The sequence below is a fragment of the Terriglobus tenax genome, assembly GCF_025685395.1.
Classification (GTDB): Bacteria; Acidobacteriota; Terriglobia; order Terriglobales; family Acidobacteriaceae; genus Terriglobus; species Terriglobus tenax.
Genome location: NZ_JAGSYA010000004.1, coordinates 460,640 through 484,896, shown reverse-complemented (window position 1 = coordinate 484,896; position 24,257 = coordinate 460,640). Strand labels below are relative to the sequence as shown.

Genomic DNA, 24,257 nt, shown 5'->3' with positions numbered 1-24,257 from the left:
GTAATCCATTGAAAATAAAAGCAATAGGCTTTGTCCTTGCGGCAGCGCTCTCTGGCAGCGTGGCCATTCTGGCACAGACGGCGGATGCACCCTCGGCTGCGAAGGCAGATCCACTACCGCAGCCGAGCCCGAAGTTCTTTACAGCCGATACGCCGAGCGTGGCGACGGTGGATGCTTTCCTGAAGGCTCAGTGGGGCTATGACGCCAACCGCATCTGGCGCGTGATGGCTATCCAGAAGACGATGGCCCCGGGCGTCAGCCGTGTGGTGGTTTTTGTGACGCAGAAGGGGCAGGTGAACCAGCAGCCGCAGTCGTTGCAGTTTCTAACGACACCGGATGGAAAGTTTGCTCTGTCCGGCGACCAGGTGATGCCGTTCGGTGAGAAGCCGTTTGCCGCTCTGCGCTCGTCGCTGCAGCAGAAGGCCGATGGCCCGGCCAAGGGCGCTTCCGGCAAGGATTTTCTGCTGGTGGAGTTTGCCGATATGCAGTGCCCGCATTGCAAGGAGTCTGAGAGCACCTTTGACCAGTTGGTCAAGGACTTTCCCAGCGCTCGTGTGGTCTTCCAGAACTATCCTCTGACAGAGATTCACCCTTACGCGTACAAGGCGGCGTCCTATGGTGTTTGCGTCGGGCAGAAGAGCAACGATGCCTTCTTCACCTTCCTGCATGAGGTTTTTGCCAAACAGGAGGCTCTGACGCCGGAAGCTGGCGATCAGACACTGGCGTCAGCGGTAACAGCGGCAGGGCAGGACCCGGCTGCGGTGGCGGCATGTGCGGGGACCGCTGCTACCAAGGCGAAGGTGGATGCGCAGATCAAGCTGGCGGAAGATTCCGGCGTGGACCAGACACCGATGCTGTCAGTCAACGGCCACCTGATTCCGCTGGGCAACCTTCCGTACGAAGTGCTGAAGCAGATTGTGGCGTTTCAGGCTGTGCAGGACGGCATTCCCGCGGGAACACCGTCCAAGTAAGCCATTATGCACAGGCAGATTCTTCACGCTTCGGGGTGGCCACATGGCCGCCCCGAAGTATTTTGCGGCCACGGTAGAGGTAGCTCTTGAGCGCGGGAATGGAGTGTCCCTCGCTCTGCGCGATCTCGTTCAAGCTCATCTCTGACAGGTAGTGCATGGTGACGGTGGCCTTCATGTTGGCGGGCAAAAGATCCAGCCGGGCCATGGTGCGGCTCAACATCTCGCGTTCCATGCAGATGTGTTCAGGGGACTCGTGCTCGGTGGTGGTCAGAGATTCGACGGCAAAGCGCATCTCCGGCTCCGTGTCGATGGAGCCAGCCTGGCGTACGCGGCGGCTGCGCAGCATCTGCAGCGAGTGGTTGCGGACGATCATGCAGAGCCAGCCGAGCAGGGCTTTTTCGTCAGCAAGCTGGCCGATACGATTCATGGCCTTGTAATAGGCTTCCTGCAGTGCGTCTTCGGCATCGGCCTCGTTGCGAAGAATCGAGTGGGCGATGCCTTTGAGCAATGAGCGGCGATTCAGATACATGTCCGTGAGGGCAACGATACGTCCCGTCGGACAGGGAGTCGAGTACTGATCCATCTAGCTTCTCCAGGGTGGGCGACTGAAATCGATCGTCGCGGCCATGAGAGAGCCCATCTGGGCAATGGGCAGGGCGAGCTAGCGAAGGTAGGACGGCGGAGGGCGGAAGAAAAGCTGCGGCTGCTTCGGAATGGAGACCGGACGCGGCGGCGTGATGCGGCTAAGGACTACACGCAGCACAGGCTGCGGACGCATCAACGCGGCCAGCCAGGGAATGACGGCCATCATCAGCGCGGCAACGGCCATTCCGCGCATGGGGCCTTCCGCAGTGGTGCCCATCTTGGCATGCGTCAGGCACTGGCAGTCGTCGTGGTACAACGACATTTTGTATGCCGTTCCCCATGCAAAGACGGCAACTACGATGACCAGGCACAACAGCGCGAAGATCCAGGAGACCCGCATAACGGGCTTTCCGTGGGCTTTCGACACTGGGCGCGGCCTGTGCAGATGCATGGGTAAGGTCAGTATAGACCGCCTGTCAATCTCTCATGACCCGGCGGCGAGATAAATAAATCTAATCAGAAAGACGGCTGCAAGTAGATAAAGTAACCAATCCGAGGTGCGCGCCTTTCCGCTGAACAACCGAAGTGCTGCAAATGCAATCACTCCGAAGCCCAATCCGGTGGCGATGGAGTAGGTGAGCGGAATGGTGATCAGCGTGAGAAATGCCGGGATGGAGACCATCGGATCGTGCCAGTCCAACTCGCCAATGCTGCCAAGCATCAGCGCGCCGACGATGATGAGCGCGGGCGATGTGGCGGAGACAGGGATGGCTCCGACAAGCGGTGCGACGAAGATCGACGCAAAAAAGAGCAGACCGGTCGTGATGGCGGTGATGCCGCTGCGTCCACCGGCGGCGACGCCGGCGCTGGACTCAATATAGGAGCAGACGGTGGAGGTTCCGGCCAGCGATCCTGCGACGGTGGAGATGGCGTCGGCAAAAAAGATGCGCTGCACGCGCGGAATGACGCCGGAAGCGGGAATCAGGCCGGTCTTCTGCGTGACCGCCAGAAGCGTGCCGATGTTGTCGAACAGATCGACAAAGAGGAAGACGAAGATGATCTCGAAGCCGCTGAGCTTGAGAGCTCCGGCAATATCGAGATGGAAGGCGGTCTGCCGGATGGCGGCCAGACTGGCATGACCCGGGTGCCACTGTACCTGGTGGAAGACAAAACCGGTGAGCATGGTTCCCACGATGCCGATCAGGATGGAAGCGCGCACGCGCAGCACCTGCAGAACGGCGATGAGGATAAGGCCGAAGAGCGAGAGCGCCGTTTGCGGAGCGCGCAGGTTGCCGAGTGTGACCATTGTGGCTGGATCGCTGACGATGATGCCCGCATTGCGCAGACCGATGAAGGCGATGAACAGGCCGATGCCGCCCGCAACGGCTGCATGCAGCTCACGCGGTATGGCGGAGATGAGCAACTGGCGAATGCCGCCCAGCGTGAGCAGAAGAAAGATGATGCCGGAGAGAAAGACCGCGCCAAGTGCCGTCTGCCATGGCACCCCCATCTTCAGGCAGACGGTGTAGGTGAAGTAGGCGTTCAGGCCCATCCCCGGCGCCAGCGCGAGAGGGTAGCGTGCCATGGCACCCATCAGGATGGAGCCGAAGGCTGCGCACAGGCAGGTGGCAATGGTGACAGCGGCGATGGGCATGCCGGTCTGCGACAGGATGGCGGGGTTGACGAAGATGATGTAGGCCATGGTGACGAAGGTCGTCACACCGGCCAGAATCTCCGTGCGCCAGCTGGTGCCCAGCTCCTGAAACTGAAAGTAGCGTTCGAGCGCGGCGCGCATGCGGGCAGCAGTACCTCTATCAAGGAACGTTGTGGTGCGATGCGTTCATCATAGCGGAGGCTGCAAGGCTTTTCGCTGTTATTGCGCTGGATGCAGAGGAGATCCGGGTGTAGACCATATTCCTGCAGCCGCCAGCAACTTACAATGCACAAAGCTGCGCCCATCAGAGAGCGCCGTTTGAGGGAAGAGTGAAATGGATCGTCGAGAGCTTCTGAAGGGCAGTGCCGCTGCCGTTGCTTCCATCCTGTCGCCTGTTGGAGCCGAGGCTGCGGTGAAGTCCGTTGCAACTGCCGGTAAGGTCGAGCGATGGGGCGTGTTCGAACTGGAGCTGAACGGACCGTCCCATGGAAATCCGTTTGTGGACGTAACACTGACGGCGCACTTTACTCAGGAGCATCGTACGGTTGCGGTGAAGGGTTTCTACGATGGCGATGGTCTCTATCGCGTGCGCTTTATGCCGGATGCGGAAGGGGTGTGGAGCTACACAACGGCCAGCTCTGCAGCAGAGCTGAACGGTAAGACAGGTCACTTTGCCTGCGCCCCGGCAAGCGAAGGCAACCGCGGGCCGGTAACGACCGCCAACCGTTTCCATTTCATTTATGCGGATGGATCGCCATACTCTCCCTTTGGTACGACGACCTACTCCTATTTGTTTGCGACCGACACGAATGCCGCTGTATCGCTGGAAGGGATGAGGGGCTATTTCAACAAGAGCCGTGTGTGCGTGCTGCCGAAGCCGCTGGGCAATAACGGTCCGGAGCTGTTGCCGTTTCCGCGCTCGGGGGAGGGGAAAGATGCAACGAACGACTACACCCATTTCAATCCTGCTTACTTCCGTCTGGTTGAGAAACGCATTCTGGAACTGCAGGGAGCTGGTATTGAGGCGGACTGTATCCTCTTCCATCCTTATGATGCGTGGGGCTATAAGGCCATGCCGAATGGTGCGGATGACTTCTATTTGCGCTACGTGGTCGCACGCTTTGCCGCATACCGGAATGTGTGGTGGTCTATTGCCAACGAGTATGACCTGGTGAAGACCAAGTCGATGCCCGATTGGGACCGCTACTTTCGCATTGTGCAGGCGGAAGACCCGTACGGCCATCTGCGGTCGATCCATCACTCGCAGGTCATCTATGACCATTCGCGGCCGTGGTGCACGCATGCCAGTCTTCAGAGCTGGGACTTCGAGAAGTCCGCCGCGCGTCGCGAGGCATGGAACAAGCCGATTGTGTATGACGAGATTCAGTACGAGGGTGATGTTGACCGGCGCTGGGGCAATCTGGCGGCGGAAGAGATGGTGCGCCGCTTTTGGCTGGCCACGGTGCGCGGCAGCTATGCCTCCCATGGCGAGGTGTTTCGTGCAGAAGAGACGGGGCCGCATGCGCATGAGCCGTCGTGGTCCGATGCCGGCCGCTTGCGCGGAGACTCGGCGGCAAAGATCCGCTTCCTGCACGAGGTGATAGCGAAGTACGCCAGGACCGGCCTCAACGAATTTGAGAACTCGTATTATCTTTCCGCCGGGAAAGAGGGCGAGCTGTACCTTTGGTACTTCGACTACCACCGGCCATCGCGGTATGACTTTCCTTTGCCCAACACGGCGATCTTCGAGGCGGTGCTGCTTGATCCCTGGGAGAGGAAAGAGACGAAGCTGCAGGGAAGCTTCACCGGAAAGTCGCGCGTCGATCTGCCGGGGAAGCCCTATCAGGCAATTCTTTTCCGCAAGACGGCGGAGGTGAAGGGCAAGCCGACCGGGCAGGTCGCAGGACCTGAGGTTATGGATTAGCGGGAGGATCGTGATGCGTGAGCAAACGCTTCGGCAGGCTGGCTGATGTGTTTATTCTGCGTTTGCCGCTAACACTGGCCTTCGGGATGTCAGCAGATAGTAGACGACTGGCGTAACGATCAGGCTCAGGACCATGGAGATGACGAGTCCTCCAATCACCGCGATGGCGAGCGGCTGCAGCATCTGTGATCCTGAACCGAGAGCAAAGGCCAACGGTAACATTCCGCAGATAGCGGCTGTTGCTGTCATTAGGATGGGCCGGAGACGCCGTTGAGCGGCGTGCATCATGGCATCGCGAGCTGAAACACCGTCGCCGCGATAGCGCTCATCGGCATCAAGCAGCAGAATGCCATTTTTGGCGACAATGCCGATCACCATGATCAGGCCGATGAACGAAGCTACGTTGAATGTGGTGCCGGTTACAAACAGGGCGAGCACCACGCCTGCGATGGAAAGAACAGAGGAAGTGAGAATTGCAATGGGAGCCGAGAAGTTTCGGAACTCAAGCAACAGCACTCCAAAGACAAGCGCGAGAGAGATGATGAGCACCTGCAGTAACTGACGAAAGGACTGCTGCTGCTCTTGATAGGTGCCGCCATATTCCACGCGAACTGTGGGCGGCAGGTGCATTCCATTCAGGGTTCTCTGCACATTCGCAATGGCGCTTCCAAGATCCGCGCCTTCCAGTTGTGCGGTTACAACAGCCAGCAACTGAAGGTTTTCCCTGCGAATCTCGTTTTGAGGAGGGAGTTGTGTGACCTCCGCCAATGACCCCAGTGTTGCGAGTTTGCCTGAGGCGCTGTTGAAGACCGTATTCTGGATCGTATCCAGAGATCGTCTCGATTCATCTCCAAGCCGGATGCGAACCGTATAGGGTCTGCCATTGGCGATCAGGGGATCCGGAATGTTCACGCCGTCGAGCATGGACGTTGCGTCCTCCGCCACCTCCTGTGGAGTGAAGCCCATCTTTCCGGCGATCGTGGGGTTGACCTGAAAGTTTGTGGCAGGCCCGCTGATGGTGTTGTCGATACCGTTCTCAACGCTGACCACTCCCGGAATTTTGCTGATCGCATCGCCCACACGTGGCGCCAGTTCCGAGAGCAGAGCCGGATCGTTTGCAAAGAGCTTGATCTGGATCGGCTCTGGTGCATTGGAAAGATCGTTGATCATATCCTGCAGCACCTGAACGAATTCAACATCCAGTTCCGGCTCGGTCTTTTTGAGCTGGGAGCGTGCATCCGCAATGATCTCGTCGATTCCGCGGCTGCGTTTGGCTTTCAGCTTGACGGTGAAGTCGCCGCGATTTGCTTCGGTCACTGCGGCGAGTCCCATCTGAAGACCGGTGCGGAGTGAGGTGCTTTCGACCTCCGGCATTGCATGAAGAACCTGATCAACATGGGACAGGACGCGATTGGTTTCTGTGAGTGAACTGCCGGCCGGCATGATGTAGTCGAGAATGAAGCCGCCTTCGTCCATGGAGGGAAGCAGGTCGGAACCGAGAGACTGATATCCGAAGTAAGTGCCAACAACAAGGACCGCGCAGACTCCAAGAAGGATGAAAGGCCTGGCTAATGCCAACGAAAGTCCCTTCTCATGCCATGCAAGCACCCAGGTCATGAATCGGCCATGCTCTTCGTGTTGCTTCGGATTGCCGGTACGTTCCTTCAGGAACACGAGGCTCAGAGCAGGTGTCCATGTGACCGCCAAAAGCAACGAGGTGAGCAGGGCAGCGGTCATGGTGATTGCCAGTGCCCGAAAGAAGCTTCCCGTAACGCCGGTCACGGAGATAAGCGGCAGAAAAACAACGACAGGTGTAATCGTCGAACCTACAAGCGGAACCGAGATTTCCTTTAGGGCCAGACGTGCCGCTTGGCCCCTGTTTTCTCCGTTGTCGCGATGCAGGACGATGTTTTCAACAACGACGATTGCATCATCGATGACCAGGCCGATCGCCGCCGCCAATCCGCCGAGGGTCATCAGGTTGAAGCTTTCCCCAATGATCCAGAGAAAGAGGACAGTGATTGCCACCGTAACGGGAATGACCAGACCTGCTACCAGGGAGGAGGTCCAATCTCCGAGGAAGACGAAAAGAATGAGGCACGCGAGCACAAGCCCGATGAGGATGGCATCTCGAACGCTGCGGATACTTTCGCGAACCAGCTCAGACTGGTCATAGAAGGGCTTGAGCTGTACGCCTTCCGGAAGCGTCTTCTTGAGCTGTTCCATCTGTATTGCTACTGCATCTGCCACGGCCACCGTGTTGCTTGACGGCTGGCGGGTAATGTTCAGCAGCACCGCAAGATGGTTATCGGCGGTCACGTTGGTATACACAGGCAGAACGCCCGGCTGTACGGTCGCTACATCGGCTACGCGCACAGCAGCGCCATTCGCCGTGGCTTTTACGACCAGGCGGCCGAGTTGGTCCGCGTCATGTGCCTGCGCGCCAACCAGTCCCAGGATGAGTTGATGGTTCTCCTCGTAGAGGCCCGGGGAATCAATAATGTTGGATGTCTGGATGGCGTTGGCCAGATCCATGATGGTTACGCCGGCGGTCTGCATTCTTGCCATATTCGGCACGACGTGGAACTCCGGCACCTTACCGCCCTGCACGGTCACGGTGCTTACACCGGCGACACGGTTAAGTGGTGGCTTCAGTTGATAGGTTGCGAGTTCCCACAGTTGCGTTTGTGAAAGCCGGTCCGAAGTGAGGCTGTAGCCAAGGATAGGGAAGGTCGCAAATGTCAGGCGGTTCGTGGTGATGACTGCCGTGGCAGGAAGCGTCTGCCGGGCTTTTCCCAAAGCAGCATCGACGAGCTGGAGAGTGCGGAACATGTCGACGTTCCAGTCGAAGAAGAGGCTTACCTCGGCTGATCCACGGCTGGTGGTGGAGCGGACGGTCACCAGGCCGGGCACGGCGTTTACGGCATCCTCTACCGGTTTCGTAATCGTTACCTGCATCTGCTCCACAGGCATGACGCCGTTATCGATTCCAACCACAACCCGGGGAAAGTTGGTATCAGGAAAAACAGAGATGGGAACCTGCTGCGAAGCATAGATCCCTACGAGCGAAAGCACGATGAGGAAAAAGAAGATGGGGCCGCGAAAACGTGCGATCCAGAAGGGCTTTTCGATCTGTTCAGATGGAACGGCAGAGCTCACTTCTCGCCTCCCGCGTCGGGCTTGCCGATCTGCACCTTGGTGCCTTCATCCAGACCATAGGCGCCGGTGGTGATCACCATCTCGCTGCCTTTCAAGCCCGTAGTGATCTGAACATCCTGGCCGTCGGTAATCCCAAGCTGTACGGCTGTCTTGCGCGCGGTGCCGTCCGATGCAATCACCATGACCGATTTCGTTCCGTCCTGCGCGGTCAAAATAGCGGTTTGTGGAACCTTTACTGCCTTGAGAACAGTTCTGCCGGTGATGGACGTACGGACGGGAGTACCAGCCTTGTACTTGCCGGCAGCGTTCTCGACACGCAGCCACACCTCAACTGTTGTGCTTCCCGGATCAAGTGCCGGGCTGATGAGAGATACCTTTGCCGGGATGGGTTCATCCACGCCCTGCATTTTGACCTGCGCTTCGTCTCCGAGACTTAGCCGCTGCGCAACTGTCTGGGAGAGATGCACCTTCGCCAGCAAGGATGAGGTGTCCATTACGGTGATGAGCGTGCTGCCCGAGTTTGCCGTCTCCCCGGCGAAGAGAGGCCGGTCTGTGACAATACCCGAGATGGGGCTATGGATCGCCGAGTAGGAGACCTGCGCCTCCGCGGCAAGATACTTGCCTTTTGCAGAAGAGAGTTGCCCCTCTGCCTGTTGCAGCGTAGCGCTGCGGCTTATCCGCTGCAGGGAGTTGAAGTGGTTCAACGCGATGTCATAGGCTGATTGCACCTGGGCCAGCGCGGCGACCGCGGTGTCGTAGTCTCTGCCAGCGATGGCGCCTTCCTCCAGCAGTTTCTTACGCGCCGCGACAATCTCCTGCTGCAAGCGCAGTTGTGCCTGTGCCTGCGCTACATCAAGTTGAGCCTTGTTGTAGTCCTCCGGCACCTGAGCTTTGGTCTGCATTTCGTAACCCGCCTGTGCAGCGGTGTACTGTCCCTTGTTATCGAGAGCCTGCGCTGCAAGATCGCTGTTTTCCAAAACGGCCAGAAGTTGTCCTTCTTTGACCTTCGATCCGCGCTGTACGTAAAACTTTCTTACTGGCGCTGTGATCTTTGGGGAGATAGCCGCCTGCGCAAGCGGTGACAACGTTGCATCGGCCGAAATATGCTCTGCGATCTCTCCCACTTCCGGATGCTCTGCCTCCACGGTGACAAGAGTCTGTGTCTCATCGGCAGTCGTTTTCCTGCATCCCTGAAGGTCGAATGAAAACAGGAGCAGTGCTGCAACAAAGGGAAGTTTTGGACTGCGTTTCGAATTCATCGCGTATTGGTTCACAGGGCTCCCGTCAGAATTTGCAAGGCTGCTAAAGCGGTTTCATAACGGACTACGCCGTCGGCTTGTGCCGTCGCTGCTGAAAGATAAGCGTTCTGCGCGTCTACCACTTCCAGGGCGGTGGACTCCCCGGCCGTATACCGAAGCTTGGTAAGGCGAAGACTTTCGGCCGCAGTGCGCACGCTCTGCTCTAACAGGTCAAGCTGGTTTCTTGATGCGGCTGCCTCGGTGTAGCTTTCCTCGAGAGTGGCGATCAGGCGTCTCTGCGCTGCTGTCAGGGACACCTTCGATACGTCTCTTTTGATCTCGCTCTGCTTCACGCGTTTCTGGGTGGAGAACCAGTCCCACACAGGAATATCGAGCGTTCCACTGATGGAATAACCAAGGTTTTTAACGTTTTCAGGACCGCGCTTTGCAAACTGCGGTGCGTCAATGCCGTATGTGAAATTGAGACCGAGGTCCGGCATATAGGCCGCGCGGGCTGAGGCGACGCCTGCATTGGCGGCTCGCAGATCGGCGAGTGCGCTCCGTATCTCCGGATTGCTGGTTGACGCCAGCTTTTCAACCTCATCCTTTGTCGGCAATATGGGGGGAGCCCCCGGTGCGTCTGTCGCATACGCTGTTCGCGGGTCCGGGAAAAGAAGAACACCCAGTTCCAGGCGTGCCCGCTGTGCGGTTACCGTCGCGTCGCTCAAATCTCGCTGCTTCTGCTGCTGCTGCAGTTGAGCTTTGACAACGTCGGCGCGCGCCACTTCCCGTACGGCCTCGCGTTTCTGCGTCAGGTTGGTGAACTCCTGTGCTTCGGCCAGTGCTTCCGTAAGCAGGCGCTGCTTGCTTTCAGAAGAAGCGACCGAGTAGTAGAGCATGACGACCGTGGAAACCAATCCGCGGCGTGCAACTTCAGCCTCGGCCGTAGCGCGTGCAGCATTTGCCGATGCAACCCGCGCATCTGCAATCTGCTTCAGGCCGACCGTTTCGTTGATGACAGCCTGGCTGGTGTATTCGTGGATCGAATTGTTTGCGATGAAGATCGGAGACGCCTGCGTTCCAGCCTGCCCACCCTGGTTGGTCTGCCCATTTGGCTGCGTATATAGCATCTGGTTGTGATAAGTCACAGACGGCAGCAACGCCGCTTTTGCCAGATAGCTGTCAATGCCTGCGATTCGTTGCTGCGCTGCCGCGGCGGCGAATACCGGTTCGTTGGCCCGTGCTCGCTGGATCGCATCCGCAAGCGTCACATGAGGATCCGGAGGGTTCACCTTCGCATCCTGTCCATGCAGAGAAGTCCCGAAAACAGGAGCGAAGACGAGTACCCCCGTCCGGATAAATCTATGGAAAGCTCTGGTTTGCGTTCCGAACATGAACAGCAGGCTACCGGAACAACCTTAAGGGGCACTGAAATTTTTCCACGGGACCGGTCCGTTCATCACCCGTTCGCAAAGCCGGCTTAAAGTAAGTCGGCAAGATGACCTGCTGGAGACCTCACCATGGGCGGTAATGCACCGCTGAATCCTGGCCTGCCGCTGGAGAGAACCTCCGCGGAGCTGGAAGAAGAGGTTGATCCAGCGGTCTGGAACCGGGTTTTCAGCTACGCCCGCTCGCTGGTAAGCAGCAGGGCAGAGGCTGAGGATCTGACACAGGACGTATTTGTGGTTCTGTTCAAAGAGCGCCGCGCCGGACGACCGGTGGAACAGGTAGGGGCCTGGATGCGTACTGTTGCGCGGCACCTGGCTTACAGGCGCTTTCACCGGCAGCGCCCTGACCTGCATATCTCTCTGGACGCCACGGCTGGGGACAATCAGAGAAGCCCCTTCGAACTGGAAGATACCGCTCCATCGCCCGAGCGGCAGGTAATCGACAAACGCCTGCTGCAGCTGAGTGCCAGGATCATCTACGAATTTGCGGAGCGGGACCGCGAATGTATCCTGATGTACTTCCGCGGATATGATTTTCTGCAGATCGCGACGGTCCTGGGTGTTTCTCGCTGGACCGCGCGCAGGCTTACCTTGAAGGCTCTGAGAAGATTTCAGGCGAGGATGCACTCATCGCAAACGGAATGAGGATACGCCATCTTACAGAGGAAGCCCTGCTCGAGGTGATTGCAGAGAGATTGCCTGATGCAGACAGGTGCCTGGCGGAGCAACATCTGGAGAGCTGCGAAGAATGCTCCGGACGGCTGCAACGTCTACGGTTTGCGCACGCGGTCTTCGAACGGCTGGCCGAAGTAGGCCTGAATGAGGCGGCGGGGAGGGGACTGGCTCCCCTGGCGAAACCTGCCCCGAGGCCTCATCTTGTGTGGGGTTCCGCAGCTGCTGCCGTTGCTGCGTGTGTGTTGGGCGGCGTTCTATTTGTGCATACGATGCCGGAAGCGCGCGCCAGCGAGTTGCTCTCAAACGCGATAGCGCATGAGCAGCCGCAGGGCTATGGGGTGCGTATCCAGGTGGGAGAACGGGTTTGCATGAGTGCCTCGCCCGGCAAGAAGATGGTGGTAAGCCGCGCGAACGGCTGCGATCACGCGTTGCAACGCATTAGCGCCACGGTGTGGGGGAAGGGAAATCCGCTTTCGGTCAGGACGTATGCGTCGTGGCGTTCTTCTCTCAAGCACCACAAAGACACGGTCGAGAAAAAGGGTTCCCAGTGGCAGATCGAGACGGCGACGGATGAAGACGCCGTGCATCTGGCGAGCCTTGAGATGCGCGCGACTGATTATCACGCGACACGGTTGACACTGGATTTTGCGGACGATGAAGTAGTCAGCATTACAGAAAGTGCCATGCCACTGCAGGGTGTTGCGCTGGATGAAGTGGCGCGTAACGAATCGCAGCCGTTGGAGCAGCAGGCAGCAGGCCTCTCGGATGGACTCGAAGTGAATGCCTGGGCAGCACTGCACCGTCTGAACGCCGACACGGGCTGGGAGGCTACGGTGCTGCGGAACGGTTCTCAGGTGAGGGTGAAAGCGCTGGTTGATGGCGAAGCGCGAAGGCAGGAGCTTGCCAGGGGGCTGAGTGCGTACCCCGGTCTGGCGCTCGATATTCACTCCTCGGCGTCCTCAAGCGGTTATGAAGACGCGGTGTATCCACGCAGGTCGAAGCCTTCAGGCGATGCTCCGGGATTAGCGGAAAGCTGGCTGGAAACCAGGTTCACGGACACGGACACGAGGATGGAGTTTAGCAACAAGGTGCTGAACCTGTCGCGTCACATCCTGGGCCGCGCTTTCTTTGCGGACCATCTTAGGAGCCGGCGTGCGGCAATGACCGAGGATGCATACACACGCGAGATGTCAGAACTACTGCAGGCAGAGCAGCAGGAGTTGGAGAAAATGCAGCAGGAACTTGCGATGACACTGGAGCCTTTGATGGGAGAACAGCCTGCGATGCATGCTCGTGCGTTGAGCTTTGCCGAGGCCCGGCATCTGGATACGGTGCTCGAAGATCTTCTGCTGGGTTCCAGCGGAGCCGACGAACAACGCATGCAACAGCGCATCACAGAGCTGCGTCGCTTGCTTTAGAGCACAGCCACGGTGTTCACTGTCTTTTCATCAAAGTAGTTGCTCCTGGCAGCGAAATCCCGGCTCCTTATCATCAACGGACATTTGTAACCGGCATCGATCGTGTATCGCGGAGAGCATTGCTCTGGAGCGGGACGTGGTTTTCTGGGACAAAGTGTTCAAGGAGAGTGTGGATGACGTTGCACAAACACGGAGGCTGGTGGGTGATGAGGCAGAGTCGAGCCCTTAGGAGCATGATGTGCTTTGCGGTTGTATTGGGCTTGGTCCCGGTGGTGATGGCTCAGGCAGACGATGCGCCCAAGCCGGAGTTTGTCTCCTCGGCTCGCCGCCTGCTCACGGCCCCCGAACTGAAGGACGCTCCCGACGAGTGGATCGTGCGATCGCAGCAATGGGTGGACTACATCCTGAAGCAATATCCGCCATCGGTTCCTGATGCGCCCGTACGCCATGCGGCATTAATTCGTATGGATGACATTCTGCATATTGAATCCGCCCCGCATAAGAAAGTTGTGCAGCAGTTCTATCAGCAGCGCATGGAGCAGGCGATTCAAGAGATTGAGCAAACCCAGGTGACCCAAGGCATGCGGGTATGGAAGCTCTATAGCCACGGGTTCTTTGTGCGTACCAGGTCTGTTTCCTTCTCCTTCGATATTGTTCCGGGCGGCGGCGATCCCGCGTTTGCAATCTCGGACGACCAAATTCGCAGGCTGGCCGCTCAGTCCGATGCAACGTTCATCAGTCATTGGCACCAGGATCACGCGAGCAAGGAAGTGGCGCGTGCGTTTCTCGCAGCAGGCAAGCCGGTCGTAGCTCCTCCAAATTTGTGGGACGATGATGCGGAGTTCTCCACCAAGCTTACCTATGCGAAACGGGGAAGCAAGGCTGAACCTCTGAAGCTTGCGAACAAACAGTCTGTCTTGCAAGTGATCGCATATCCCGGACACCAGGGGCCGAAGGTTTTGAATAACGTCTACCTGGTGAAAACGCCGGAAGGCCTGTCCGTAGCGCAGACGGGCGACCAGTGGGCGACCGAGCGAAACGATGTGGACTACAACATCTTTCGCGAGATGGGAACGCACCGCATCGACGTGCTCATTCCTAATGTGTGGACCATTCATCTACCGGAGATCATCGCGATGGTCCAGCCAAAGCTGGTGATTCCGGGCCACGAAAACGAAATGGCGCACGTGGTACCGCATCGTGAGGACTATACGCAGTCATACACGCGTTTATCTCCGGTCACTGTGCCGTACCTGATCATGGGCTGGGGAGAGAGTTACCAGTACTCCCGGCCTGGAACTTCTCCCAAACACTAAGCAACGTTTCATTTTCAAAGTGAGGAACTCATGAACGTGCAGCATAAGTCTGTGCGCTGGGAGGCATTTTTGTCTCTACAGCGGCTTGCACCACTCTTCTTTCTGTGTGCGTGTCTGTTGTTTTCCCTGTCGGCCAGTGCGCAGAGCGGCATTATTACTGGCGTCGTGAAGGATGCTACGGGCAGCAGTCTTTCAAACGCTTCGATTGTGGTGCTCAACGAAGGTACTGGTGTGGAACGCAATGCGGCGAGCGATAAGAGCGGCTACTACAGCGTGCCGGCGCTCCCGCAGGGAACCTACGATGTGCTGTTTCACGCCGATGGTTTTCAGGACATGGAACGCAAAGCGATTCACCTGGAGCAGGCGCAGGTATACCGGCTGGATGTGGCTCTGTCGGTGAGCAAGGTGGCGACCTCGATTGTGGTCACTTCGGAGGCTCCTGCACTGGATCGCGAGACCACCGCAGTGAATACCGTGATGGAGAGCAGGACCATTCGCGAGTTGCCGACCAACGGACGCAATGCCGTGGCATTTCTGAACCTGGTGCCGGGTATCCGCGGCATGAGTAACCTGGGTGGATTTGCGCCGAGCGCGTATAGCGATGGTGTCGCTTCCATCAGCGGAGTCCCGCCGTCGGGCAGCACGTGGCTTTTTGATGGCATTGCCGACGAGAACCAGACCTCGGGCGGTCCGGCGGTGTCGCCTTCCGTGGACGCAACCGCGGAGATACATATTGTGACCAGCACGCCCAGCGCGGAGTATGGCCGCACGGGTGGTGGCGTTGTCTCCTACGTAAGTAAAAGCGGCACCAATGAGTTTCATGGCAGCCTGTGGGAGTTTGCTGAGAACAATGCCTTCAACTCGAACGATTATTTCAGCAAGCGTTCCGGTGTTAAAGTGGCTCCCTTCAGCCAGCACCAGTATGGCTTGACGGTCGGCGGTCCTGTGGTGAAGAACAAGCTGTTCTTCTTCTTCAACTGGGAAGGCTTCCGGCGTTCTACGCAGAGCCGATCTCTCTATACAGTGCCGACCGATCGACAGCGGCAGGGCGACTTTTCACAAACCTTCGACGCAACGGGTGCACTGGTGACGATCTATGATCCTTTGTCGACCGGTGGTCCCAATAATACGCGTACGCCGTTTGCAGGTAACGTGATTCCGTCAAACCGGGTGAGCCCAGTAGCCAAGACGGTGGCATCGTACTACCCGGCACCGAATGTGGCGAGCGCAACGGGCGTCAACAACTTTCTGACTTCGGCCAACACGTCTTATCAGCGCAACGCCTATGGCCTGCGCATGGATTACTATCTGACGCCGACCCGGCAGGTGGCAGGGCGCTACACGCAGGATACGACTCCAACGAACTGGCCTCAGCCCTTCGGCGACGACAACATCGCAACGCCAGGTACCAGCAAGACGACGTATGTGCGTAACAGCGCTTTTCTCAGCTACTCCGATGTGCTGCGTCCTACCTTGTTGATGGAGTGGCGGGTTGGGTTCAACCGCTTCGGCATCGACCGTATTCCGGTGAGCAGAGGCTTTGACGCAGCTACGCTGCGGTTTCCTTCCTCTCTGAACACGCAGCAGCAGTTTCCTATCTTTCCTTACTTCGGCTTTACAACGGTCTCGGGAATCGGATCACAGCCGGGAGACGCTGCATCGCAGCGCGGCTATGCTCACTCGCTGAGCGGATCGCTGAGTTACATTCACTCCAGGCACGATATCAAGACCGGCTTCGAGGGACGGCTCTACCGCTGGGATTCGGTGCAGGGTCCGGGACTGCTGCGTTTCGACTTTGATCGAAACTGGACCAAGGGGCCGAGCGCAACCGCGGCCGCGACCAACGGATATGATTTTGCTTCCTTCATGCTGGGTAATCCCGCCAGTGGAACTTTGTACCGCTACCAGAATTACCTCTACTCAACGTACTACTATGCGGGTTATGTGCAGGATAACTGGAAGATCCTGCCACGGCTGACGCTGAACCTCGGTTTGCGCTGGGACCATGAGACCGCAACAACAGCGCGCCATAACAACATTGCCAACTTTGACCCTGACCTGACGACAACCTATCAGGGACTGCAACTGAAGGGCGGGATGGAATATCCAGGCGTGAATGGTCTGTCGCGCGGCAGCCGCGATACGACGTGGAACAACTTCGGTCCACGCGTGGGACTCGTCTACGAACTGACACCAGCGACTGTATTTCGCGCGGGCTTCAGTATCAGCTATCTACCGATGACGGGTAACTTCGTTCGCCTGAGTGATACAGGCTTTTCAAGCGCTACAGCCTATACGGCATCCCTCGACGGCGGGCTGACGCCAAGTGGATCACTGAGCAATCCGTTTCCGCAGGGCATCGTGGCACCGACGGGGAGCTCGCTTGGCGCATTGACTGGACTGGGTACCAGCATTACGGGCAATCCGCGCGGGCAGGTAAGTGGAACCTCGCAGCAGTGGAGCCTGAATGTGCAACAGCAGTTGGCCTCGTGGACTGTCCAGGTTGGCTACACGGGAACGCACGGCCTGCATCTGCCGGCCAGCTACGCTTACGGTCATCTGAACCAGTCGTACTTGTCTCAGGGATCGGCGCTGACGCAGTTGGTGGCGAATCCTTATGCCGGTATTATCACGACGGGTGCGCTGGCGAGTCCTACCATTGCACGGGGAACGCTGCTGCGCGATTTCCCCCAGTTTACCGGTGTAACTTCCACACTGAACTGGGGTGGCTCGAACTATCAGGCGGGCACACTCCGCGTGCAGCGTAAGTACAGCACGGGGTTGTCGCTGCTGGCGTCGTATACCTGGTCGAAGTACCTGGACAACACGCTGGGCAACGGAGCTAATACGTTCGCAGATTCGGGCAGCAACTCGGTACAGAACTGGGACAATCTGAAGGCGGAGAAGGCGATCTCGACCAGCAGCCAGCCGCACAGGATGGTTGTTTCGGCGGGGTACGAAATTCCGGTTCCAGCAACTGCATCGCGGTGGATACGCTCAACCGCCGGTGGGTGGCGCGTGAATGGCATTCTTTCGGCCTATAGCGGCAACGTGATCGCGGTAACAGCCAACGCTCCCCTGTACGGCGGCAGCAGGCCAAACCTGATCGGGGATCCCGGTATGGCGCACCCAACGGTCAACGCATGGCTGAACAAGAATGCCTTCCAGGCAATTCCAGCGTATACCTTTGGGAATGCTCCCAGAAACCTGCCACGTACCTTCACGCAGCCGACAGTGAATCTGGATGCGTCTGTAACCAAGACGCTGACCTTTCAGGATCGCTACAAAGCCGAGTTTCGAGCGGAGGCGTTCAATGCTCTCAATTCGACGACGTTCGGTTCTCCGGGCAGTGTCTTCGGCAATGCGGACTTTGGCGTGATTTCGTCACTGCGTTCCGGTACAGCACCCCGCGTATTGCAGTTCGGTATCAAAGGCTACTTCTGAGGAGTTTCGACCGGGGTAGTTTCTTCGATAGGTAGCTACGGCAACATTCGGCCGGGCAGGAGAAGCATGCACTGGAGAAGTAAGACAAAGGGGAGATGCCATGAAGTGGCATCTCCCCTTTGTGCTCTCGTCAATTTGCCCATAAGGAAACCGGGTACCTGAGAGGCTGAAGAGGACAAAGCATATGCCGAGCTCTTCCAGCCTCGCCAGAATAAGAATTATTCGTTCTGCACGGCTGTGATCTACGGGACGTTGCTTGTCGCAGCCAGCCGTTTTGTAATGGCATAGCACTCACACGCGGACTGTTCGAGCCCCCTGCGATTCACAATGCGCATATTGCCTCGACTGTAATGAATAAGCCCTGTACCTTGCAGGCGCTTTGCCGCACGGCTGACCGTTGTCCGGCGCGTTCCCAGAAGTTCCGCCAGGAATTCCTGTGTGATCGGAAAGGCATTCGATTCGATCCGATCCTGCATCATCAAGAGCCAGCGGACGATGCGGGGTTCTACCTCATGATGCCGATTGCAGGCTGACAACTGTTCGAGAATGAATGTTCGAGATTGCACATAGGAGAGGATGACGGAGCGCAGCGGCTGATAGTCCTGGAAGTGGCGCTGGAGCTCCGCAAGCGGGATACGTGCTGCACTGCCTTTCACCTGAACGAACGCCCGCGTGGACGAATTGCCGATTCCGAGAAGATGAGTCGCTTCGACAAGTCCTTCACGTCCGACAGAAAAGACCTCTACACCGTCGCCTGTCTTGAGGGAACCGACCACAGAGACAGCTCCAGACAGGACAAAATGAGCATATTTCGGCGTTTTACCAGCCTCATAGAGAATGCGAGAGACAGGCAGATCGACCTCTTCCATGCTGGCGATCAGAGCCTTGCGATAGACGTCAGGCAGACTCTGCAACAGACGGTTGGTTCGGCGGTTCACAGGCGATCCCTTCGTCAGTTCGCAAGGGATTGCCTGAGGTGAGGCCTGCATGCGTGTCTGATGAGCCGTTTGGGCTCTTAGATCAACGCTAGGCAGGTACAAGGCTTCTGTCTGTGCCTTATCTCACTTAGGTGAAAGGGAGCGCCAGAGCGCTAAATCTGCAGCCATTGGCTCTGGACTGCATGGAAAGCCTGCCATTCACTTCTACGTGATGAAGTCGGTGTCGAATTCAGTGAGGTTTTTAAGGTGGTTTCGAACGACACGGTAGCATTCGCAAGACTCCGCTTCGAGTCCAGCCTTGTTGAGAATACGAAGCGTACCGCGGCTGTATTCGATGAGGCCTTTTTCCTTGAGATGGGCAGCCGCGATCGACACGGTAGAACGGGTGCTTCCCAACATTTCTGCTACAAACTCCTGGGCCAGTTCGAGCGTTTCGCGCTGTGCACGCTCGGAGCATATGAGCAGCCAGCGGGCCAGACGCTGTTCATACGTATGTGTCGAGTTGCAGGCGGCATTCTGCATGGAGAGGGTAAGTTGCGCCTGTACAAATCGCAGCGTCAGGGTTTGAAAGTGGCTGTTTCGTTGGAATTCTCTCCATGCATCTGTGACGATGCAGGCGTATCCAGAGCCGCCGAGTTGCATGAACACGCGGTTGAGACTCTGCTTTGCACCCATTAGCGCTGACACACCAATGACCGACTCATACCCGAACATGCTCACCTCTACCTGGGAGCCGTTTTCAAAACTGGTCGTCATGGAAGCGATACCTTCTTCGAGGAAGTACAGATTCTCAATGCGGTGGCCGATAACGGCGAGGTTGCGTCCACGAGGAAGATCAACGTGGCGAAGTGCCAACCTCTGTATCGAGTCCGCAGGAAGATGACGGAGCAGCGTATTGGTGAAGGGACTGTCCAACATTTTTTGCGGATGCCTGGAAACTCAGATTTGAAAGCGGTCACAACTCTTCAAGGAATATCCATAAAAGATCCGACGCACGTGGTTGGCATACATTATGTGCCTTGTGTCACATAAATGAAAGGGCCCACTTGATAGCGCCCAAACGCGCACAGGCATTGGTCATAAGTGTGATTTCGCACATACGGAGGGAACGAGGATTGCGAAGGTTCTTGGGGCTGGGAAAGTATTTAATTGCGCTTAAGTTTGATTTCCCACAGACGCAAGGTTCGGTTGTAAACCCCACCGCCAGTAAATAACGGTCATCGCTTGGATAAGAGGAGTATGCTCGGTCTAGCAGTCATCTTTTTTATTTCTCGCCTTCAGCGGTCCATTGCTTTGCTCCAGACGAGCACCTTTCAAGTAAGCAGCAGGACTACTGGAGCGCTACATGCTAGCTGATCCTCCCCACGATAAGAATCGTTCTCCCCGCAGAGTCGCTAAAAGCGTTCTCTCCGCCATCAGACCATCTGAACCTGATGCAACAGGATATTCCGTCGAACTCACGTCCTCATCCTTGAAGGATGAATCTACGACGAAGAGTGCCGATAGCCCTGAGCAGTCATTTTCTTTAGCTTTTGCAAGAAGACAATCCGCGTGAGCCTACCCACGGTTTTTCTGCGGAATGGAACAACCTTGCCGCAAGAGGTCAGTCTTACACTGGCATCCTTTTGCGATGGATGGATGGAGATTGCTGCTTCTTCGGCAGAGGCTGTAGACAACGTAATCCGTCAAGCCGGATGGCATTTCGTCTGGTTGACCGACTCTGGTTCGCGGGTAGCCTTTGGGCTGTCAAAAGAAGCTGCATGCAGGAACGCTGCGGTTCTAGTGCTGTCCCAGATTGGAGAGCGCTTCAATACCGCTGAACTGGGCCGGGTAAGCGTCACAAAGTATCCGGGATTCTATGTGGCGAAGGTAGTACTGCACACGCGGCAGATTCAGCGCCATGCATCGCTCGGGCTGGTCGATGAAATGCTCCTGCGCGAGGTCATGGCATAGAGACGGAATAGAGCAGCCTGGAAGTCCAGGAGGCGGCTTCACTTTCCTCAAAAGGGCAATACCGGTTCATGAAAGCTGGCTCGTATGAGTTCCTCGCATTCTCCAATGCCGCTGGAAGGCGGAGCGCTGCCCCTGCCTACGCGTATCGCGTTGATCGGGAACCATCTACCGCGTCAGTGTGGCATCGCAACATTCACGACGGATCTCAGCGATGCGATCACGCGGGAATACCCGGGCCTGGGGACTTTTGTCATTCCTGTGAATGATCCGGACTCTGCTTACCTGTATCCGGATCGTGTGCGGCTGGAGATCTTCCAGGAGGACGAGTCTTCCTATGAGCGTGCCGCGGAGTTTCTCAACTTCCACGGAAATGACCTGGTTTGTTTGCAGCATGAGTACGGCATCTATGGAGGCGTGGCAGGCCGGTACATACTCACGCTTCTGCGAAAGCTGAAAATGCCCTTGGTGACGACACTTCATACGGTTCTTCGCGAGCCGGACGATGAGCAACGTGCAGTTCTCGATGAGATTGTCTTTCTCTCGGACCGCGTGATCGTGATGAGCGAGTACGCCGCCGGTTTATTGCGCGCTGTCTATGGTGTGCCGGCAGAGAAGATTGACCTTATCCCTCATGGAGTGCCGGATCTTCCATTTTCAGATCCGAATTATTTCAAGGATATGTTCGGGACCGAGGGCAAGCAGGTTCTGCTCACATTTGGTCTGCTTTCGCCGAACAAGGGCATTGAGAATGTCATCCGTGCGCTTCCTGAAATTCTTAAAACGAATCGCGACGTAATTTACGTCGTCTGCGGCGCGACGCATCCGCATGTCTTGAAATCTGCGGGAGAGCGCTATCGGAATAGTTTGCAGCGGCTGGCGGAAGAGCTCGGAGTCTCTTCTCACGTTGTCTTCAACAATCGTTTTGTCAGCTCAGAGGAACTTTTCGAACAGATCGGCTCTGCGGATATCTACATCACGCCTTACCGCCAGGAAGCGCAGGTCGTTTCTGGAACACTCGCAATTGCGCTGGGGGCGGGGAAGGCGGTTATCTCCACTCCGTATTGGCATGCCAGGGAGTTGTTAGCAGAAGACCGCGGCCTGCTGGTTCCGTTCGACGATCACCAAGCCATAGCGGAGGCAGTGATCGATTTGTTGCGGGATGATGCGGTGCGTCATGCGATGCGCAAACGTGCGTATCTGTACTCTCGACGGACGACATGGCAAAAGACGGCCCAGGCCTACGTGGAGTGCTTTCAGCATGCTCGTATCGAGCGCATGCTGCGGCCACGCCCTGCGCTGCCAGATCTATTCGCTGTGAAGACGATCAACCAGGTTCCTGACTTCAATAGCGGCCATCTGCAAACCATGACCGACGATACCGGCATATTGCAGCATGCCATCTTCTCGCTCCCTAACTACAGCGAGGGCTACACCACAGATGACAATGCACGGGCACTGATTGTTGCAATGCGCCTCAACAGCTCACCGCTTACCCGTTGTGAAAGCTATAGCGCTTTGGCGCGACGGTACCTTGCCTTTCTGTGGCTTGCTTTCAACGAGCAAAGCGGCCGGTTCAGAAATTTTCTGAGCTATGGCAGAGAGTGGTTGGAAGACGTTGGCTCTGAAGATAGTCACGGCCGGTCATTATGGGCGCTGGGCATTGTGCTTGCGAGTACCGAGGATGCCGGGTTCCGATTGGCGGCAGGCCGCCTTTTTGAAGCGGCATCGGCGACGGCGCTCTCGTTTACAAGCCCTCGTGCGTGGGCGTTCTCCATACTTGGTATGCAGGGCTATCTGGATAAGTTTCCAGGTGACCGTCATGTGCAGAGCTACCGCAATGAGCTTGCCAATCGTTTGCTGACGATTTATGAAGCTACTCGTTCCGGGGAGTGGCACTGGTTTGAAAAGACCCTGGCCTATTCCAATGCCAGGCTTCCCCAGGCGTTGCTTGTCGCGGGATCAAGCAGTGGCAACCAAAGAATGGTGGATGCTGGTCTTGAGTCTCTGCGGTGGCTGCTTTCGGAACAGCATCACGGCGGCGAAACGACTTTTGTTCCCATTGGATCGCGTGGGTTTGCGTTTGCTGCTGGGATGAAGGCGCGTTTTGACCAACAACCGGTGGAAGCATGTGGTGCGGTTTCTTCATGCTTGCTTGCCTACCAGATGACGGGTCAGCCGCACTGGCTTGAGGAAGCGCAGTCTGCCTTCCGCTGGTTCCTGGGAGAGAACGATCTTCAGGTCCCCCTTTACGACTCCTCGACCGGCGGCTGCCGCGATGGACTGCATCCGGATCGGGTCAACGAAAATCAGGGCGCTGAATCGACACTGTCCTTCCTGATGGCTCTTCTCGACATGCAGGACTTTCAAGTAACAACCTGTTCCAAAACACAACTAGAAATGAGTGTTTCCCGTTGAGCCAAGTTGCTTCGCACATTGCGTTGCCGCCTGATGTTCCCGCTTCATTGAAGCCGGCGGCGGAAGAACCGCTATTCACTCGCTACGAGAATAACCCCATCCTGAGCCGTGAAAACTGGCCGTATCCTATCAACAGCGTTTTCAACGCAGGTGCCGTAAGGCTGCTGGATGGGGACACATTGTTGCTCTGCCGCGTTGAAGACAGGCGGGGTCTATCGCACCTGTGCGCTGCTCGCTCCACGAATGGAGTGGATGGCTGGCGTATCGATGCGGAGCCCACCCTGATGGCCAATCCGCGTGAGAATCCAGAGGAGATATGGGGGATTGAAGACCCAAGAATTACCTATGTCCCGGAACTCGAGAAGTATGCCGTTGCCTTCACCTCTTTTGCACGTGGAGGCCCTGGAGTCTCTCTCGCGCTGACGACTGATTTTCGCAGCTTTGAACGTCTGGGAGTCATCATGCCTCCGGAAGATAAAGATGCTGCGCTGTTGCCAAGGAAGGTCGGGGGGTTGTGGGCCCTCATCCATCGTCCGATGACGAGCTTTGGAGCTCACATGTGGATCTCTTATTCGCCGGATCTGCGGCATTGGGGCAGCCACAAGATCATGTTGGAGGCGCGACGCGGAGGCTGGTGGGACGCCAACAAAATAGGTCTATGCTCACCGCCTATCGAAACGGACAAAGGATGGCTTGTGCTCTACCACGGGGTGCGGACGACGGCGTCAGGCAGCATCTATCGCCTGGGGCTTGCTCTGTTTGATCTTGAAAAGCCTGACATATGCCTGCAACGGGGAGATTCCTGGATGTTTGGCCCGGAAGCTCCCTACGAACGAGGCGGCGATGTGAAAGATGTTGTCTTTCCATGCGGTCAAACCATAGATCACGATGGCGACACGATCAGACTCTACTATGGTGCGGGTGACTCCTGTGTTGCTTTAGCGACAGGCAGTATCCGTCGTCTTCTAAAGTGGCTGGAAATAAACTCCTGAGTCCCGATGACATTTGGCTAAGTCGAATCGGCCAACAGCGTTTGTTGGCCGACTGACACCTCATCGGCACTCGTCATGACGCCGAGAAGTAGAGCGCTGAAATCGACCGTGCGCAGGTGTGTCTGGA

17 protein-coding genes are annotated in these 24,257 nt (G+C 57.1%); 9 read left to right on the top strand and 8 right to left on the bottom strand.

Annotation, left to right across the window (positions count from 1 at the left end):
* Positions 1-8 precede the first annotated feature (8 nt).
* Positions 9-971, top strand: coding sequence for a DsbA family protein (locus OHL13_RS07600; protein ID WP_263409528.1), 963 nt, complete (start codon positions 9-11; stop codon positions 969-971).
* A gap of 4 nt (positions 972-975) precedes the next feature.
* On the opposite strand, the gene OHL13_RS07595 is transcribed toward OHL13_RS07600, so the two are convergent.
* The 3 genes from OHL13_RS07595 to OHL13_RS07585 form a co-directional block, all read right to left on the bottom strand.
* Positions 976-1,554, bottom strand: a complete 579-nt coding sequence (locus tag OHL13_RS07595) for an RNA polymerase sigma factor (protein ID WP_263409527.1) — start codon at positions 1,552-1,554, stop codon at positions 976-978.
* Between the two features lie 78 nt (positions 1,555-1,632).
* A complete protein-coding gene (locus tag OHL13_RS07590; protein ID WP_263409526.1) occupies positions 1,633-1,956 on the bottom strand; it encodes a hypothetical protein in 324 nt (107 codons plus the stop codon).
* 84 nt (positions 1,957-2,040) lie between these two features.
* Positions 2,041-3,351 (bottom strand): NCS2 family permease, encoded by a 1,311-nt coding sequence (locus OHL13_RS07585; protein WP_263409525.1) that lies wholly within the window; start codon positions 3,349-3,351, stop codon positions 2,041-2,043.
* A gap of 193 nt (positions 3,352-3,544) precedes the next feature.
* Here OHL13_RS07585 and OHL13_RS07580 point away from each other — a divergent pair, with 193 nt between their 5' ends.
* Positions 3,545-5,134: a DUF5060 domain-containing protein gene (locus tag OHL13_RS07580; RefSeq protein ID WP_263409524.1), complete on the top strand. Its 1,590-nt coding sequence runs from the start codon at positions 3,545-3,547 to the stop codon at positions 5,132-5,134.
* 51 nt (positions 5,135-5,185) lie between these two features.
* Here OHL13_RS07580 and OHL13_RS07575 read toward each other — a convergent pair whose 3' ends face one another.
* From OHL13_RS07575 to OHL13_RS07565, 3 genes are all read right to left on the bottom strand, one after another.
* Entirely contained in the window at positions 5,186-8,293 is a 3,108-nt protein-coding gene (locus OHL13_RS07575; protein ID WP_263409523.1) for an efflux RND transporter permease subunit, read from the bottom strand.
* On the bottom strand, positions 8,290-9,417 hold the full coding sequence (locus OHL13_RS07570) for an efflux RND transporter periplasmic adaptor subunit (protein WP_263409522.1): 1,128 nt from the start codon (positions 9,415-9,417) through the stop codon (positions 8,290-8,292). Before OHL13_RS07570 ends, OHL13_RS07575 begins: the two co-directional genes overlap by 4 nt.
* Before the next feature lie 146 nt (positions 9,418-9,563).
* Positions 9,564-10,823 carry a TolC family protein gene (locus OHL13_RS07565; RefSeq protein WP_263409521.1) on the bottom strand — a complete coding sequence of 420 codons (1,260 nt, stop codon included), beginning with the start codon at positions 10,821-10,823 and terminating at the stop codon, positions 9,564-9,566.
* 228 nt (positions 10,824-11,051) lie between these two features.
* Between OHL13_RS07565 and OHL13_RS07560 the strand changes: the two genes are divergently transcribed.
* From OHL13_RS07560 to OHL13_RS07545, 4 genes are all read left to right on the top strand, one after another.
* Positions 11,052-11,624, top strand: a complete 573-nt coding sequence (locus tag OHL13_RS07560) for an RNA polymerase sigma factor (RefSeq protein WP_263409520.1) — start codon at positions 11,052-11,054, stop codon at positions 11,622-11,624.
* 299 nt (positions 11,625-11,923) lie between these two features.
* Positions 11,924-13,072, top strand: a complete 1,149-nt coding sequence (locus OHL13_RS07555) for a hypothetical protein (RefSeq protein ID WP_263409519.1) — start codon at positions 11,924-11,926, stop codon at positions 13,070-13,072.
* Positions 13,073-13,305: 233 nt separating this feature from the next.
* Positions 13,306-14,388 (top strand): MBL fold metallo-hydrolase, encoded by a 1,083-nt coding sequence (locus OHL13_RS07550; RefSeq protein ID WP_263409518.1) that lies wholly within the window; start codon positions 13,306-13,308, stop codon positions 14,386-14,388.
* 36 nt (positions 14,389-14,424) lie between these two features.
* Positions 14,425-17,832, top strand: a complete 3,408-nt coding sequence (locus tag OHL13_RS07545; RefSeq protein WP_263409517.1) for a TonB-dependent receptor — start codon at positions 14,425-14,427, stop codon at positions 17,830-17,832.
* Positions 17,833-18,074: 242 nt separating this feature from the next.
* Here OHL13_RS07545 and OHL13_RS07540 read toward each other — a convergent pair whose 3' ends face one another.
* Both OHL13_RS07540 and OHL13_RS07535 read right to left on the bottom strand, forming a co-directional pair.
* Positions 18,075-18,770 carry a Crp/Fnr family transcriptional regulator gene (locus tag OHL13_RS07540; protein WP_263409516.1) on the bottom strand — a complete coding sequence of 232 codons (696 nt, stop codon included), beginning with the start codon at positions 18,768-18,770 and terminating at the stop codon, positions 18,075-18,077.
* Between the two features lie 204 nt (positions 18,771-18,974).
* Positions 18,975-19,625 (bottom strand): Crp/Fnr family transcriptional regulator, encoded by a 651-nt coding sequence (locus OHL13_RS07535; RefSeq protein ID WP_263409515.1) that lies wholly within the window; start codon positions 19,623-19,625, stop codon positions 18,975-18,977.
* A gap of 783 nt (positions 19,626-20,408) precedes the next feature.
* Between OHL13_RS07535 and OHL13_RS07530 the strand changes: the two genes are divergently transcribed.
* From OHL13_RS07530 to OHL13_RS07520, 3 genes are all read left to right on the top strand, one after another.
* Positions 20,409-20,723: a hypothetical protein gene (locus OHL13_RS07530; protein ID WP_263409514.1), complete on the top strand. Its 315-nt coding sequence runs from the start codon at positions 20,409-20,411 to the stop codon at positions 20,721-20,723.
* Between the two features lie 84 nt (positions 20,724-20,807).
* Positions 20,808-23,138: a glycosyltransferase family 4 protein gene (locus OHL13_RS07525; protein ID WP_263409513.1), complete on the top strand. Its 2,331-nt coding sequence runs from the start codon at positions 20,808-20,810 to the stop codon at positions 23,136-23,138.
* Positions 23,135-24,130, top strand: a complete 996-nt coding sequence (locus OHL13_RS07520; RefSeq protein ID WP_263409512.1) for a glycoside hydrolase family 130 protein — start codon at positions 23,135-23,137, stop codon at positions 24,128-24,130. The genes OHL13_RS07525 and OHL13_RS07520 overlap by 4 nt, the downstream gene beginning before the upstream one ends.
* Positions 24,131-24,257: the final 127 nt, after the last annotated feature.